The 13,618-nt window shown below is 69.9% G+C and carries 10 protein-coding genes and 2 tRNA genes; 8 read left to right on the forward strand and 4 right to left on the reverse strand.

What is annotated here, in order from left to right; genetic code table 11:
- Nucleotides 1-170 precede the first annotated feature (170 nt).
- From OG963_RS23825 to OG963_RS23835, 3 genes are all read left to right on the forward strand, one after another.
- Nucleotides 171-860 carry a SigE family RNA polymerase sigma factor gene (locus OG963_RS23825; RefSeq protein ID WP_093773945.1) on the forward strand — a complete coding sequence of 230 codons (690 nt, stop codon included), beginning with the start codon at nucleotides 171-173 and terminating at the stop codon, nucleotides 858-860.
- Between the two features lie 160 nt (nucleotides 861-1,020).
- Nucleotides 1,021-1,416, forward strand: coding sequence for a nuclear transport factor 2 family protein (locus tag OG963_RS23830; protein WP_093773947.1), 396 nt, complete (start codon nucleotides 1,021-1,023; stop codon nucleotides 1,414-1,416).
- 155 nt (nucleotides 1,417-1,571) lie between these two features.
- Entirely contained in the window at nucleotides 1,572-3,221 is a 1,650-nt protein-coding gene (locus OG963_RS23835) for a long-chain fatty acid--CoA ligase (protein WP_030929851.1), read from the forward strand.
- 111 nt (nucleotides 3,222-3,332) lie between these two features.
- Here the strand turns inward: OG963_RS23835 and OG963_RS23840 are convergent, their stop codons facing one another.
- Nucleotides 3,333-7,400 carry a PAS domain-containing protein gene (locus OG963_RS23840; RefSeq protein ID WP_371799418.1) on the reverse strand — a complete coding sequence of 1,356 codons (4,068 nt, stop codon included), beginning with the start codon at nucleotides 7,398-7,400 and terminating at the stop codon, nucleotides 3,333-3,335.
- Between the two features lie 226 nt (nucleotides 7,401-7,626).
- Nucleotides 7,627-8,118, reverse strand: coding sequence for an SSI family serine proteinase inhibitor (locus OG963_RS23845; RefSeq protein WP_371799419.1), 492 nt, complete (start codon nucleotides 8,116-8,118; stop codon nucleotides 7,627-7,629).
- A 199-nt stretch (nucleotides 8,119-8,317) separates the two neighbouring features.
- Between OG963_RS23845 and OG963_RS23850 the strand changes: the two genes are divergently transcribed.
- Together OG963_RS23850 and OG963_RS23855 are read left to right on the forward strand one after the other, a co-directional pair.
- Nucleotides 8,318-8,408 (forward strand) — tRNA-Ser (locus tag OG963_RS23850).
- 218 nt (nucleotides 8,409-8,626) lie between these two features.
- Nucleotides 8,627-8,699, forward strand: a tRNA-Arg gene (locus OG963_RS23855).
- Between the two features lie 93 nt (nucleotides 8,700-8,792).
- Here OG963_RS23855 and OG963_RS23860 read toward each other — a convergent pair.
- Nucleotides 8,793-9,506: a site-specific integrase gene (locus OG963_RS23860; protein ID WP_371799420.1), complete on the reverse strand. Its 714-nt coding sequence runs from the start codon at nucleotides 9,504-9,506 to the stop codon at nucleotides 8,793-8,795.
- Between the two features lie 30 nt (nucleotides 9,507-9,536).
- Between OG963_RS23860 and OG963_RS23865 the strand changes: the two genes are divergently transcribed.
- Nucleotides 9,537-9,833 (forward strand): UTRA domain-containing protein, encoded by a 297-nt coding sequence (locus tag OG963_RS23865; RefSeq protein WP_371799421.1) that lies wholly within the window; start codon nucleotides 9,537-9,539, stop codon nucleotides 9,831-9,833.
- Nucleotides 9,814-10,641 carry a GNAT family N-acetyltransferase gene (locus OG963_RS23870; protein WP_371799422.1) on the forward strand — a complete coding sequence of 276 codons (828 nt, stop codon included), beginning with the start codon at nucleotides 9,814-9,816 and terminating at the stop codon, nucleotides 10,639-10,641. The genes OG963_RS23865 and OG963_RS23870 overlap by 20 nt, the downstream gene beginning before the upstream one ends.
- On the opposite strand, the gene OG963_RS23875 is transcribed toward OG963_RS23870, so the two are convergent.
- Complete coding sequence (locus OG963_RS23875; RefSeq protein ID WP_371799423.1) at nucleotides 10,565-11,152, reverse strand: hypothetical protein; 588 nt, start codon at nucleotides 11,150-11,152, stop codon at nucleotides 10,565-10,567. The genes OG963_RS23870 and OG963_RS23875 overlap by 77 nt on opposite strands.
- Before the next feature lie 382 nt (nucleotides 11,153-11,534).
- On the opposite strand from OG963_RS23875, the gene OG963_RS23880 reads away from it, so the two are divergent.
- Nucleotides 11,535-13,589: a SpoIIE family protein phosphatase gene (locus tag OG963_RS23880; RefSeq protein ID WP_319739140.1), complete on the forward strand. Its 2,055-nt coding sequence runs from the start codon at nucleotides 11,535-11,537 to the stop codon at nucleotides 13,587-13,589.
- Nucleotides 13,590-13,618 lie beyond the last annotated feature (29 nt).

Raw genomic sequence — 13,618 nt, forward strand, 5'->3', positions numbered from 1 at the left:
GAGGGCGCCGGTGGGGCGGTGGGGGACGTCCGTGGGCGACCCTGAGGCCTGATGACGGCCTCTACTCCTTCAGGAGGTGGGGCCTGCCCCACCCCTACAACCTGAGGCGGACGTGGCTTCGGGACCTGGGGCCGATCCCCCGGGGTGGTGCCCACTCCTAGCGTGGACCCATGACCACGCCAGTCTGCACGGGCGCCTCCAGGGGAGCCGCTGCCGCCACCGGATACGCGCCGCACACCTCGTCGGCGTCGCACACGCAGCACGCGCCACGCGCCTCATCGGCGTCACGCCCGCAGCGCGCATCGACCCCCACGCAGGCCTCGCGCACCGCGGTCACTTCGTACGGTCCGCGTGCTCCGTACGTGCCGTACCCGTCGTTCTCGTCGTTCGTGCGGGCGCGGGGGCCGGTGCTGCTGCGTACCGCGCGCTCACTCACCGCCAACCCGAGTGATGCCGAGGATCTGCTGCAGACCGCGCTCACCAAGACGTACGTGGCATGGGAGCGGATCGAGGACCACCGGGCCCTCGACGGTTACGTTCGCCGGGCGCTGCTGAACACCCGGACCTCGCAGTGGCGCAAGCGCAAGGTCGACGAGTTCGCCTGTGACGAGCTGCCCGAGCAGGAGGCCTCTCCGGCGCCCGATCCCGCCGAGCAGCAGTCCTTGCACGATGCGATGTGGCGGGCCGTGCTGAAGCTTCCGGACCGGCAGCGGGCGATGGTCGTCCTGCGCTACTACGAGGACCTCAGCGAGGCGCAGACGGCGGAGGTGCTCGGGGTGTCCATCGGCACCGTCAAGAGCGCGGTCTCACGAGCGCTCGGCAAGCTCCGCGAGGACCCGGAGCTGATCCCGGTGCGCTGAGCCCGAACCTCACCGGCGGGCGGGCAGTGCGGCGGCCCGACCGGCCGGCAGGCGGGCGGGCGCGGGCTCGCGAGGCGTTCCGGGTGGTGCGACGGTGGGTGGTATCAGCCTTCCTCCCAGGACACCGGGAAACCAGAAGCCGAGAAAGGTGGCGACGGTCATGGCTGAACATCCGCATGCCGCGCTGGTCCGCAAGGGCTACGAAGCGTTCAACCGCGGTGACATGGAGACGCTGGCCGAGATGCTGACGGGCGACGCGACCCACCACGTCCCGGGCAACAGTCCGTTCTCCGGTGACTACAAGGGCCGGGACGAGATGCTCGCCCACTACCGGCGGCTGGCCGAGGAGTGCGACGGCACGATGACGGCCACGCTGCTGAATGTGCTGGTCGACGGCCGGGGGCACGCAGTGTCTGTGCATCGGGTCCTGGCGAAGCGCAAGGGGCGGACGATCGACGCCATGGGCGGGATCGTCTTCCGGATCATCGGTGACAAGGCCACCGACCTCGACGAGTGCATGGAAGACATTCAGGTCAGCGACGAGTTCTGGTCCTGATTCCCGGTTCCTCGCACCGCGGGCCCCGCCCGCGTGCCGGCCAGCGGAATCCGACGGAAAGCGATTCGTACTCCCGGGAGTAGTGACATACCGAGCGGTATGTGCGCAGAATCAGCGGAACCTTACTGCCGCGTAGCGCCCACCGGGAGGACGCCGTGCTGAGCACCATGCAGGACGTACCGCTGACTGTCACCCGCATCCTGACGCACGGGATGACGATCCACGGGAAGTCTCAGGTCACGACCTGGACCGGCGAGCCCGAACCGCAGCGGCGAAGCTTCGCCGAAGTGGGCCGTCGTGCCACACAGCTCGCCCATGCCCTGCGCGACGAGCTCGGTGTCGTCGGCGACCAGCGCGTGGCGACCCTCATGTGGAACAACGCGGAGCACGTCGAGGCGTACCTCGCGATCCCCTCCATGGGCGCGGTGCTCCACACGCTCAACCTGAGGCTTCCCGCCGAGCAGTTGATCTGGGTCGTCAAGCACGCGGACGACAAGGTCGTCTTCGTCAACGGCTCGCTGCTGCCGCTTCTTGCGCCGCTCCTCCCCCACCTGACGTCCATCGAGCATGTGGTGGTCGTGGGGCCCGGAGACCGTTCGGTGCTCGACGGAGCCGTGCCGCAGGTGCACGAGTACGAGGAGCTGATCGCCGGCCGCCCGACCAGCTACGACTGGCCCGAGCTGGACGAACGCCAGGCCGCCGCCATGTGCTACACCTCCGGCACCACCGGCGACCCCAAGGGCGTCGTCTACTCCCACCGCTCCATCTACCTGCACTCGATGCAGGTCAACATGGCCGAGTCGATGGGGCTGTCAGACAAGGACACCACGCTGGTGGTCGTCCCCCAGTTCCACGTCAACGCCTGGGGCCTGCCGCACGCGACGTTCATGACCGGCGTCAACATGCTCATGCCGGACCGCTTCCTGCAGCCCGCCCCGCTCGCCGACATGATCGAGCGTGAGAAGCCGACCCATGCCGCCGCCGTTCCCACCATCTGGCAGGGACTGCTCGCCGAGGTCACCGCCAACCCGCGCGATCTGACCTCGATGGCCCGCGTCACCATCGGTGGCGCCGCCTGCCCGCCCGCTCTCATGGAGGCGTACGACAAACTGGGGGTCCGCCTCTGCCACGCCTGGGGCATGACGGAGACGTCGCCGCTCGGCACCATGTCCAACCCGCCCGCCGGTCTGACGGAGGAACAGGAGTGGCCGTACCGGATCACCCAGGGCCGCTTCCCGGCCGGCGTCGAGGCACGGCTGGTCGGCCCCGGCGGCGACCATCTGCCCTGGGACGGCGAGTCGGCAGGTGAGCTGGAGGTGCGCGGCCCCTGGATCTCAGGTGCGTACTACGGAGGTGCGGACGGCGAGGCACTGCGCCCCGAGGACAAGTTCAGCGACGACGGCTGGCTGAAGACCGGTGATGTCGGCGTCATCAGCGAGGACGGCTTCCTCACCCTCACCGACCGCGCCAAGGACGTCATCAAGTCCGGCGGGGAGTGGATTTCGAGCGTCGAGCTGGAGAATGCCCTGATGGCGCACCCGGATGTGGCCGAGGCCGCCGTCGTCGCCGTCCCGGACGAGAGGTGGGGCGAGCGTCCGCTCGCGACCGTGGTCCTCAAGGACGGCGCCACCGCCGACTACGTGACCTTGAAGGGGTTCCTCGCGGAGTCCGGCATAGCGAAGTGGCAGCTGCCGGAGCGCTGGACGCTCATTCCGTCGGTGCCGAAGACCAGCGTCGGCAAGTTCGACAAGAAGGTGATCCGCAAGCAGTACGCGGACGGCGAGCTGGAGATCACCCAACTCTGATCGACGGGTAGGACGGCGCCGTCACGGCCTGAAAAGGGTCTGCCAGGCGCATGCGACGAGGGCGGTACGGGAAATCCCGTACCGCCCTCGTCCCATGCGTCCGTCCGTCGGTCAGTTCGTGCCGATCTTCGCCAGCAGGTCGACGATGCGGGACTGCACGTCTTCGCTCGTCGAGCGTTCCGCCAGGAACAGCACGGTCTCGCCCGAGCTGAGTTTCGGCAGTTCCGCCCGGTTCATGTCGGCCGAGGTGTAGACGACCAGCGGGGTCCGGTTGAGCTGGCCGTTCGCGCGCAGCCAATCGATGATCCCGGCCCGGCGGCGACGTACCTGCATCAGGTCCATCACCACCAGGTTCGGCCGCATCCGGGTGGCCAGCGCGACCGCCTCGTCGTCGGTGGCGGCCCGCGCGACCTGCATGCCGCGGCGTTCCAGCGTCGCCGTCAGGGCCACCGCGATCTCCTCGTGCTCCTCGATCACCAGCACCCGCGGCGGGTGCTGGTCGCTGTCGCGGGGAGCGAGCGCCTTGAGGAGTACGGCGGGGTCGGCACCGTACGCCGCTTCCCGCGATGCCTGCCCCAGACCGGCCGTCACCAGTACCGGAACCTCCGCGGCCACCGCCGCCTGGCGCAGCGACTGCAGGGCCGTACGCGTGATGGGGCCGGTCAGCGGGTCCACGAAGAGCGCGGCGGGGAACGCCGCGATCTGGGCGTCCACCTCCTCGCGGGAGTGCACGATCACCGGCCGGTAGCCGCGGTCGCCCAGCGCCTGCTGGGTGGAGACGTCCGGCGCGGGCCAGACGAGGAGCCGACGCGGGTTGTCCAGCGGCTCCGGGGGCAGCTCGTCGTCGACCGGCTGCGGCGACGGACGGTTGGCGACTTCCACCGCTCCTCCCGGACCGTCCAGCGGCTCCGGACCTTCGGCGCCCTCGTCGGGTGCCCCGATGGCGTATGCACGCCCCTCGGCCGCAGGGGCGTGCAGCAGTTGCCCCGAGGTGTTGGTGGTGGGAGCGGGGGCGGGCTGCGCAGCGGCGGCCGGTGCGGCACCGGGCTGCCCGGCGGCCGGATGCGGCACGGCGGGCTGTGCGGTGCGCTCGGCCTCGGGCGGGGCGGCGAGCTTACGGCGCCGGCCGGCGCCGCCGAGCGTCTGGTTCTGCTGATGGGCGAGGTGCTGGACGAACGGCACGCCCTGCCCGAGCGTCCGCACACTGAACGCGCGCCCCTGCGTCGAGTCCGCCGACGCGGATGCGGGCATGGGGGCCTCGGCCGGCAGCGGCTGGCGCCGCGCATCCGGCACGGGCTCGGCTGCCGGAGCGGGCACGGGTGCAGGAGCGGGTGCGGTGTCCCGCGGGCGGCTCTCCGTCACACCGGTGGCGTCGGTGGTACCGGTGGTGTGGGTGGTACCGGTGGTGTGGGTGGTGTGACCCGCTCCGGCCCAGTCCAGACCGTCGCCGGGCGGCGTGAGGGAGGACAGCCCCTGTCCCGACGTGCCGTTCTCCGCCCAGCCCCCGGGCTGCGCGGGCAGCCCGGGCTGCATCGGCTGCTGCGGGGACTCCGGCTGTTCCGGCTGCTGCGGTGCGCCGGTCTGACGGGCCCGGCGGCGGCCGGTCGGCGTGGGGTGCGCCTGCGGTGGGGTGTGCGCGTCGTGCGGGGCCTGCACGGCGTCATGGCGTCCAGGCAGCGAGGCGTCCGCCTCACCGGCCGTGGGCGGGATCCGGTCGGCATCGGCGGGCGGGAGCGCGAACGCGGTCCGCGGCCCCGCCGACTCCGCCGGAACGGACCGGTCCTGCGCGGTCCCGAGCGCCCGACGGGCCCGCCGCCCGGTCGGCTGCGGCTGGGCCTGGCCCTGCTGCGGGGCGGCCTCGCCCTGCCCCTGGCCGGCGGCGGGAGCGGCTGCCGGGAGGGCCAGCTGATTCTCACTGCCCTGACGAGTCCGGTGTCCGCCCGCAGACGCCGGCATCTCGGCCGGAACGCCCTGCGGCGGCACGGTCTGCCCGCGCTGCGGACGTCCGCCACCGCCCTGTGCGCCCTCGGCCGCCGTCACCACGGAGCCCTCGGACGGCGCCGCGGCTCCGGGCAGAGCCAACGCCTGCCCCGGCTGCGAAGACCGGGTGGACTGTGCGGGCAGCGGGGACTGCGCGGGCGCAGCGGTCGCCTCGGCCGGGCTGGGCCTCCCCCGCCTGCGGCCGGACCCCTCGCCCTGCTGCTGTGCGGGGACGAGCCCCTGAGGCGACTGCGGACCCTGCTGGACCTGCTGAGCCGGCTCCTCCGGTGCCACCGCTTCGCGCCGTGCCCGGCGCCGTCCGGTCGGCTCCACCGCCCCTGTGCCGGCCTCCGGTCCGGCTTCCGCCGCACCCACCGGGCTCTCCAGGAAGGCATCCGTCGACGCCCGGCGGGCCCTGCGCCGCCCGCCGGGCGGTGTGCCCGGCTGCTGCTGAACGGCACCGGCCCCGGCAACACCGCCGACCGTCGCCTCCGCCGGGGCCTGCACGACGGGCGGCTCCGGCGGCATCACGGTGCCCGACCCCGCACCCAGCGGCACCTCCAGCACGTACGCGCTGCCGCTCATTCCCGGCATCTCGTGTGTCTGCAGCACACCGCCGTGCGCCCGCACGATTCCGCGCACGATCGGCTCGTGCACCGGGTCTCCCCCGGCGAACGGTCCGCGTACCTCGATCCGTACGACCTCACCGCGCTGCGCCGCCGCCACGACCACCGTCGAGTCGACATAGCCGCCGCCCGGCACCACACGCGCCTTGCCGGTCGAGTCGACCCCGGCGACATCCGCGACCAGATGCGCGAGCGCAGTCACCAGTCGACCCGCGTCGACCTCGGCCTCGATCGGCGGCGCATGCACCGCGAACTGGGCCCGGCCGGGGCCGATCAGCTCGACGGCCGCGTCGATGCCGGCCGTCACGACGCCGTCGAGCAGCACCGTCTCCTTGATCAGCTGCTCCGCACCGCTGTCCAGCCGCTGGAAGCCCAGCACGTTGTCGACGAGTGTCGTCATGCGGGCATAGCCGGCAGCCAGGTGGTGCAGGATCTGGTTGGCCTCGGGCCACAGCTGGCCCGCCGGGTCGGCGGCGAGCTTGAAGAGCTCGCCCCTCAGCTCCTCCAGCGGGCCACGCAGCGACTCGCCGAGCACGGCGGTCAGCTGGTGGTGCCGGGCGGTCAGGTCCGTGATCCGTTCGGCCTGCTCCTCCAGCTCTGCCGCGTACCGGTCGGTCCGGTCGGCCAGCTCGGTGGTGTGGCTCTCGGTCAGCTCGGCGACTTCGGTGGTGTGCCGCTCGGTGAGCTCGGCGACCTCGGTGGTGTGGCTCTCGGTCAGCTCGGCGAGCTGCGCGGTGTGCTGCTTGGTGAGTTCCTCGTACGGCCTGCGGTCGGTGAACGTCATCACCGCGCCGACCAGCTGGTCCCCGTCGCGGACGGGCGCGGTCGTCAGGTCGACCGGCACCGGGGCGCCGCTCTTGGACCACAGGACCTGCCCGCGCACCCGGTGCTTGCGCCCGGACTTGAGCGTGTCGGCGAGCGGCGACTCCTCGTACGGGAACGGCTCGCCCTCCGCACGCGAGTGCAGGATGAGCGGGTGCAGCTCCTGGCCGCCCAGGTCGCTGGCGCGGAATCCGAGGATCTGCGCGGCGGCGGGGTTGACCAGAACGACCCGGCCGTCCGTGTCCGTACCGACGACACCCTCGGCCGCGGCCCGCAGGATCATCTCGGTCTGCCGCTGCGAACGGGCCAGCTCGGCCTCGGTGTCGACGGTGCCCGACAGATCCCGTACGACGAGCATCAGCAGCTCGTCACCCGTGTAGCTGCCGGTGTAGCCGGCCTGGAAGTCGGTGTACGCGGCCTGCCCGTCCTCGAGGCTGGCGCTGGTGACCTCGACCGGGTACTCGGTGCCGTCGGTCCGCCGCGCGGTCATCCGCGTCGGTTTGGTACGGCCCCGCTCGTCCGCGGCCTCGGGCCTGCGCATCGACCCCGGAATCAGCTTGGAATCGAACTCCGGCAGCAGATCGAGCAGTCCACGACCGACGAGCGCGGTGCCCGGAGTCTCGAACATTTCGAGGGCGATGGTGTTGGCGTTGACGACCGTGCCGTTGCAATTGACGAGCAACAGCCCGTCCGGGAGGGCATCGAGTATGGCTGCGAGGCGAGCAGCGCCTCGGGATGGCCTGCTGCTCACGACGACGCTTCCTCCCTGATTACCGCACCTTGCCGACAGCGGGCCCCATCTTGCCCCTCGGGCCGCAGGCTGTCACTGGAGGAGTCTAAAGGCAGGGGAGGGGCATCCGACGGCGGATGAGGGGGAGCTCTCACCAAGGTTCTGTGCATACGGTGTACGACTCCTGCCCTGTGCGAGTTCTGTGAAGCTCCCGGTACGGCTTCTGCGGCGAGCCCGGCGACCGTGGTCAGCGGATGTTGGGGAGCACCGGCCGCAGCGTGTTCCAGCGCGCGATCTCACAGCCGTTGGTCCGGTTGAAGGACGCGTCGACGTGCTGCCCCTGCCAGGTTCCGGTGACCCGGGCCGTGGCCGAGCCGCCGAACTGCTGGGTGCACATGGCGTCCGCGGGCACCGGACGGAAGGGGTCCGTGCCGCCATTCCCGTCCGTGGGCTGCGCGAGCTCCGCCAGCCGGTCGCAGGCCTGCTGCGCCACCGGATGGGTACCGCCGGCCGGGAGGCACCGCAGTTCGTACACGCCGTCGGCCTCCCGGTCGCCGGAGTCCGAGACCATCACCCTCAGCTGGGTCCTCTCGGTGCCGTCGTCGCCCTGGAGCGCCGACGGCAGCGGCAGCGGAAGGGGCAGCAGCGGCAGGGGGCCGGTTGCGGCGGTCGCGGCCGGTGCGACGGCCGACAGCACGGCGAGGGACGCGACAGCGGTGAGGGCGAGGCGGCGCAGCATGCGGAGCTCCTGTCGGACGCGGAAGAACGGCGGAGGCGGTACCCCCGTCTTCACTAACGCTCCGCATGCCGCGGCGTTGCGCAACCCGGGCGCTTTGCTCTCGTGGCCGACTGCCTAGTACCGTAGGCGGCGATTGGAGAGACAGCGCTCAGCTGTGTCATCATCTGCACGCACCACTCGCGCTCGCGCGAGGTGTGCTGGAGGCGTCGCCTAGTCCGGTCTATGGCGCCGCACTGCTAATGCGGTTTGGGTCTTAAAGCCCATCGAGGGTTCAAATCCCTCCGCCTCCGCTTGATCGCTGAAGCCCCGAGCCACTGGCCGGGGCTTCAGTCGTATCCGGACGGCGTGGAAGGTGCTCGCGGCAGCGCGAGGCGAGCTGACCGAATGCGGCGCCACAGGGCGTTTTCGCAGGTCAGAGGTGGTGTGGCTAATGGATTTCGCGTGACGGCGCAGGTCATGTAATGTTGTTCCCGCAACGCCGACCAGGCAGAAAAGCCCGGAACGCCAAGCACTCGTAGCTTAACGGATAGAGCATCTGACTACGGATCAGAAGGTTGCAGGTTCGAATCCTGCCGAGTGCACACAGGTCAAAGGCCCCACCGGTTCAACCGGTGGGGCCTTTGACATCAACGTCCCCGGATTGCGCCGATCAGGCTGCGCTCTCACTCTCCGGATCATCTTCGGATTCGTCGAGGCCCAACACGTCGTCCATTTCGATCGGACGCAGTTCGCAGGGTCGCTCCCATCACATGCGCGTACGTGTCCAGCGTCATCGTGATCGTGCTGTGGCCCAGCGTCTCCATGATGGTCCGGGCGTCGACGCCTTGGGCGAGCAGGAGAGAGGCGCAGGTGTGCCGTATGTCGTGCACCCGCACCCGCCGCACCCGAGCCTCAAGGCACAAGATCGTGAGCATCCGGTTCAGGCCCCTTGGGTCCGTGACCCCGCCGGACTTCGTGCTGAATACGAGTTCGGCCGGCTGCCCCGGGGTCGGCTTCCACTTCACCCCCGCGACCTTGCGCTCTCGTTCCTGCTGCTCGCGGTGAGCAGAGAGAGCCCGCACACAGCGTTGAGGCAGCGAGATCGTTCGGACGGAACGCTTCGTCTTGGGAGTGCCGAAGATGAGTTCCCGCCGGATGCGCTGTACGTTCCGCCGAACCCGGAGTGTCCCCGCGTTGAGGTCGACGTCCGACCACGTCAGGGCAAGAGCTTCCCCCCGTCGCAAGCCTGTGGATACGAGCAACAGCCACAACGCGTGGAGGCGGTGGGGCTGGGCGACCTTGAGCAACGTTCGGGCCTCTGCCGCGTCCAAGGGACGAACTTCCTGACTGTCGACCGTCGGTGTCTCCACGATCCGAGCGACGTTCCGCGAGATCAGCTCCTCTCGCATCGCCTGTTGTAGTGCGGACCTCAGCACCACGTGGATGACTTCCCCCAGGAACTAGTCGCCGGGACGCTCCTCATGGAACCGCGCGACGTGGCAGCACCGGGCGGCGTCCTCGCATCCGTTGGGCTCATCCGGACCAAGTACAGGGATGAGATCGCGGTGCGTATGGCGACACGGCATGAGGCCGAACTGCTGGCGCTGCCTGCGGCGACGCCGGTAGCGGAGCACACGCGAACGGGCTACGACGCAGACGGAAAGCCTCTGCGCTGCATGGTCACCATCCTCCCCGGAGACAGGCACAAGATCCTCTATGAAGTCGACACTGACTGAGTACCTCCGCCCGGCGCGGGCGGAGGACGTGCCTGCCCTCATGGCTCTCCGGACAGAAGCCGAGGTATGGCTCAGATCAAAGGGCACTGACCAATGGAGCGATCCCGAGACCGGGGCCAAAGCGATCGCCAAGTGGCGAGCATCGATCGATGAGGAGCGTGCCTGGGTCGTCGTCGACTCCGGCAAGGTCCTGGGCACCGTGAGTAGAGGCCCCGTGGATCGGGACTTCTGGACAGATGAGGACCATCCCGAAACTGCCTTCCACCTCTACAAGCTCATAGTCGCTCGCCAAGCCGCCGGACGGCACCTTGGGGCGCGACTCGTGGACTGGGCATCAAGACTGGCCGCCATGGAAGGTCGCGATTGGGTGCGCATAGACACCTGGCGGACGAACGAGGGCCTTCACTCCTACTACGAACGGCTCGGGTTCAGGCACGTGAGGACTGAGAGCCCGTCACATCGTCTCTCAGGGTGGCTCGCTCAACGGCCGACTACCGCGCTCAGCCTCCCGAAGCTTCCACTGACCGTGGGCCCGCCTCGCGAGGACAGGTCGACGCCGATCCCGTCACGGCGTATCCCGATGACTGATTGGGAGCGGAGCTCCAGAACTTTGGGGCTGGAGCTTCCAGGACGGCTCAGCACGCGCCCTCTCGGAACAGATGGAGAGGCGCGGCAGTTTGCCAGGCCCTCTCCGTCGTTGTCAGCCGCTGCGTACTACGGCGGTACGGGGGTCAGTCGGCGAACGGATCGAGCCCGCGTACGTCTTTGGCCTGCACCACGTCGGAAGGGTCGGGCCGTTGTACCTTGACCGGTGCGTCGTAGTCGTCGATGTCGACCAGTACGGGGACGTCCCGGATTTCGAACTCGATGCGGCGGGGTGTCGGTGTTCCTGCCTTCGGCACCTGGACGACCACTTCGCCGTTCTCGTGCGTGTGGGTGAGCGTCACGCGCCGTTCCCCTTTCTCCGTGCGGGGGCTGCTGTGTTCGACGCTGGGCACCGAGGCAGGCACGTCCGCGTACGCCCGGTCCATCCTGCGCAGGGACAGGGCGACGACTGTCTCGGTCAGCTTGGCTGCCGACGATTCCACGTACTTCCCGCGCGCTTTCGCGGCCGCTTCCTTAGCCGCGGCTACCGCCTCGGGCCCCACGTATCCCGCGAACTCGATGGAGGCGTTCAGCCCTTTCTCGTCGTTCGCCCACCAGGCGCGGTTGCCGATGATGACGAACTCGGTGGTGGCGCCAAGGTTCTGGTAGCTGCCGGCGCAATTGCCCTGCCGGTCGACGTGTAGGTCGATGCGGGTGTTCACCTTGTCCGTCATTGTGTGCGCAATGGAACTTTCCCTACTCCATCAAGGTTCCTCGTCGCCGGGGCCCTGCGCTCCTGCCTCGCTCGCTCGGGCTGCCGTTATGGCAATGCGGGCATAATGTCCATATATATGCGACATTCGGTCCGATGGTCTGTTGCCGGATCCAGTGGGCGTGACCCGAAGGTATTGCCGACCGGCGCATCGGCAGGAGGCGGCGCAAGCGGAGGAGGCGATGGTGACGGCGGGTGTGGAACCGGTGCAGGTGGCTGTTGTCGTGCACATGCAGGCGGCTGCTATCGCCAGCGGGAGTGGGTGAAAGGTGTCCACGGGCGCCGGTCCCGTCGCGGCCTCTGAGTTCGGGGCTGAGGAGCTTGATGCAGCGCTGGAGCGTGTCGTGCAGGACACAGGAGCTTCGGTGGCGCTGGTGTATCTGCTGTTGCCTAGCGAGCGGGTGCTGCACCTGGCGGTGGTGTCCGGGGCGCCGGTGCGGCTCACCGCTCCGTGGGCGCAGGTCCCGTTGGATTCCCCGGAGGCGATGGCCCAGGCCGTGCGGGAGCGGCGTTTGGTGTGGCTGGGCAGTCAGGAGGAGGTGGCGCTGCGCAATCCACGGACCGGGCTACTGCTGCCCTATGACTTCATGGTGGCTGCCGCCCCGATGGCGCACGGCACGATGGTGTGGGGTGCGCTCGTGCTGGTGTGGCCTACCCGGGACCCGCCCGAGCTGGGCCGGGTCGAACGCGATGCGATGGACGCCTTCTGCTCCCGCGCAGGGCTGTTTCTGCAGCAGGCCGCCGACCGTGGCCTCCCGATCCTGCCGGGCGCCCAGCCGCGGGCACTGTCCCGGCGGTCTCCCCGCATCCCCGGCCGGGCCGAGGCGCTGGCTGCGGTCGAGTTCGCCGAGGGGTTGCCCATGGGCTGCTGGGCGCTGGACCCGGACGGCCGGATCACCTTCGTCAACGCTGCCGCGGCCAAGATGGTCGGGGTCGAGGCCGCTGCCTTGCTGGGCGCCCGGCCCGAAAAAGTACTGCCCTGGCTCTCCGACACCCGTTTCGGGGACGCCTACCGGGCAGCCATCGTCACCCGGCGGCCCATCTCCTTCACCGTGCCGCGTCCGCCCGACCAGTGGTTGTTCTTCCGCCTGTACCCGCACGCCTACGGCATCAGCGTCCAGACCTCCCCCGCCACGACCGGGCGGGCACCGACCGAGGCACCTTGGGAGCAGTCGGCACCCCCCTCGGAGTCGGACCGGGTCATAGGCGTCTACCCCCTGACGCAGCTGGCGACCACCCTCACCGAGGCAGCCGGGGTCCATGAGGTGGTCGCGCAGGTAACCGGCCAGCTGATGCCCGCCATCGGCGCCCAGGCGCTTGCCCTGATGGCCGTGGACGAAGGCCGGCTGCGCATCATCGGCCACCGCGGCTACACAGCCGACCTCATAAACCGCCTCGACGCGATACCGCTGGCCTCCCGCTCCCCGGCAGCACATGTCGTGGCTGCCGGTGCCCCCAGTTTCTTCGCCACCTTCGCCGACCTCGAACGCGTCTACCCCGCCGCCCCTCATGACGGCAAGGCCGCCTGGGCCTTCCTCCCGCTGATCGTCTCCGGCCGCACCTTCGGTTCCCTCGTCCTCTCCTACGATCAGCCCCACCCCTTCCCCCCGGCAGAACGCGCCGTCCTGACCTCACTGGCCGGGCTGATCACCCAGGCCCTGGACCGGGCCAGCCTCTACGACGCGAAACACCAGCTCGCCCACGGTCTGCAAAACGCCCTGCTGCCGCATGTCCTGCCCACCATCCCAGGCTTTCAGGTGGTCGCGCGATACCTCCCCACCACCCGCGGCATCGATGTCGGCGGCGACTTCTACGACCTCATCCGCTGCGATGCCACCGGCGCTGCCGCGGCCATCGGCGACGTCGAAGGTCACAATGTGAACGCCGCAGCCCTCATGGGCCAGGTCCGCACCGCCGTGCACGCCCACGCCACAACAGGCGCACCGCCCGGCGACGTCCTCGCACGGACCAACCGCCTCATGGCCGACATCGGCGCCAGTCTGTTCGCCAGCTGCCTGTACGCCCACCTCGACCTGACACACCACCGCGCCCATCTGGCCACCGCCGGCCACCCCCCACCACTGCTGCGCCACCCCGACGGCCGCACCGAAGTTCTCGACCTGCCCCCCGGCCTACTGCTCGGCATCGACCCGGCCGCCCACTACACGACCACCGAGATCCCCCTGCCGCCCGGAGCCGTACTCGCCCTCTACACCGACGGACTCGTGGAAACCCCCGGCACCGACATCGACGACACCATCGCCGACCTCGCCAACCAGCTCACACACGCCCAAGACCAGACCATGGAAGCCCTCGCCGACACCCTCATCCACCACGCCACCCACACCACACTTCGCAACGACGACATCGCCCTCCTCCTCATCCAGGCAACGAACTGAACCCTCCAAAGAGGTCCTTCGCGAGCGCC

Origin of the sequence: Streptomyces sp. NBC_01707, assembly GCF_041438805.1 — a bacterium.
Taxonomy (GTDB): Bacteria; Actinomycetota; Actinomycetes; order Streptomycetales; family Streptomycetaceae; genus Streptomyces.

Coding starts and splice junctions, on each gene's coding strand:
- OG963_RS23825 (WP_093773945.1), top strand. CDS start 171: ATGACCACGCCAGTCTGCACGGGCGCCTCCAGGGGAGCCGCTGCCGCC.
- OG963_RS23830 (WP_093773947.1), top strand. CDS start 1,021: ATGGCTGAACATCCGCATGCCGCGCTGGTCCGCAAGGGCTACGAAGCG.
- OG963_RS23845 (WP_371799419.1), bottom strand. CDS start 8,118: ATGCTGCGCCGCCTCGCCCTCACCGCTGTCGCGTCCCTCGCCGTGCTG.
- OG963_RS23860 (WP_371799420.1), bottom strand. CDS start 9,506: ATGCGAGAGGAGCTGATCTCGCGGAACGTCGCTCGGATCGTGGAGACA.
- OG963_RS23870 (WP_371799422.1), top strand. CDS start 9,814: ATGAAGTCGACACTGACTGAGTACCTCCGCCCGGCGCGGGCGGAGGAC.
- OG963_RS23875 (WP_371799423.1), bottom strand. CDS start 11,152: ATGACGGACAAGGTGAACACCCGCATCGACCTACACGTCGACCGGCAG.